A 1,550-nucleotide genomic window follows, 5' to 3' on the forward strand; every position below is an offset into this window, starting at 1 on the left:
ACTCCAAACCACAATCGAGCAGTACCGATGACTGGAGCTTGAGCGGCGGATTTCACAGGCGGCGAGGATTAACGAATCGCTCACTGGATGATCCCGCTTGCCTGCGCGCGGACTTCGAAGACCGCAATCGCACGCCGCTGGGCGGCGACCTGGTCCTCCAGCGAGCGCGCCGCCTGCGCTGCCTGCTCGACCACGACAGCATTGCTGCGGATCACCTGATCCATGCGGTTCACCGACTCGTTGACTTGCCCGATCCCGCTGCGCTGTTCTTCCGAAGCTTCGAAGATGCTGTCATTGATTTCGACCACGCGCCGGATCGCACACCGAACATCCCCCATGGCGTGAGCCACCCGGTCGGCATGTTCGGCTCCGCCCGATATGGACTCCACCGAGTGGCGGACCAGCACCTTGATTTCCTTCGCCGCACCAGCCGCCCGTTGCGCGAGGCTGCGCACCTCCCCGGCAACGACGGCAAACCCGCGGCCGTGCTCGCCGGCACGGGCCGCCTCGACGGCAGCATTCAGCGCGAGGATATTGGTCTGAAACGCGATTCCTTCGATCAGCGCGGTGATGTCCACGATCTTCTCCGAGCTGGCCGAAATCACGCCCATCGTGCCACGCATCTGCTCAACTGCCGCCACGCTCGTATCCGCCGCGAGCGACGTCGCGTTGGCAAACTCGGCAGCCTGGCGAACGTGATCCGCATTGCGTTGGACCAACAGGATCAGCTCGCTCATGCTCGCGGCGGTTTCCTCGAGCGACGACGTCTGCCGCCTCGCGCCAGATGACAGATCTGCGCTGCCTTCCGCTATTTGGCTCGAAGCATCCTGAATCGCATCGCTCGCCCCCTTGATCGAATGCACCGTCCTCGCAAGGTGTCCATCCATCGTTTGCAGCGCATCTAGTAACTGACCGAACTCGCCGTGCAGGCTCATGCCTTCGGCGTTCCCCAGTCGACCCTCGGCGATTTGCCGGGCAACGTCGAGCGCTGCCTTCAGCGGCCGCGTGATCGCCCAAAGCAGCCAGACCGAAACGGCGGTAGCCGCGGCAATGCCTAAGCCGATCGCGCCGAGCACGGTCCATCGCAACGCATCGAACGTCGTGTTGCCTTGCTCTGCCAGCTGCCGGGCTTGCGTGGCGCTCAGCGCGACGTTGCGACCGATTGCGTCTGACAACACGTCGCCGATCTCGGTCAGCTCATCGATCGAGAAGGCCGCCATGTCCAGATTGCCGGTGCGAAGCACCTCGGCGATGTCATCCGATTGCGTCCGGAAGGCGGCCAATACCGTCGCTATCCGGTCGGCCAGTCTGCGCTCATCCGCCGTCGTGACCTTCGCGGGATAGTAATCATGCCAGGCCGCATCCAGCTTCTTCTGCTCCTTGCCGATATCGGCCACGAGCTCCGTCGCCTTGTCCTGTTCATGCAACGCCTGGATGTAGCGCATCTGCAGGCGGATCTTCAGCGCCGCTGCCTGCATCGCGGCGAGGTCCTCGATCGGCACGGTACTCGCCGAATACATGCTGCCCATGTCGGTGCTGAGCCTCGCGAG

General features: G+C 63.6%; 1 protein-coding gene. It reads right to left on the reverse strand.

Translation table 11 applies throughout. From position 1 onward, the window contains the following. Positions 1 to 80 precede the first annotated feature (80 nt). Positions 81 to 1,550 (reverse strand): methyl-accepting chemotaxis protein (locus DIE06_RS37720; protein WP_124665733.1); only part of this gene is annotated, 1,470 nt, incomplete at its 5' end.

This window comes from Burkholderia sp. Bp8998 (assembly GCF_003854235.1).
In the GTDB taxonomy this organism is placed as follows: domain Bacteria; phylum Pseudomonadota; class Gammaproteobacteria; order Burkholderiales; family Burkholderiaceae; genus Burkholderia.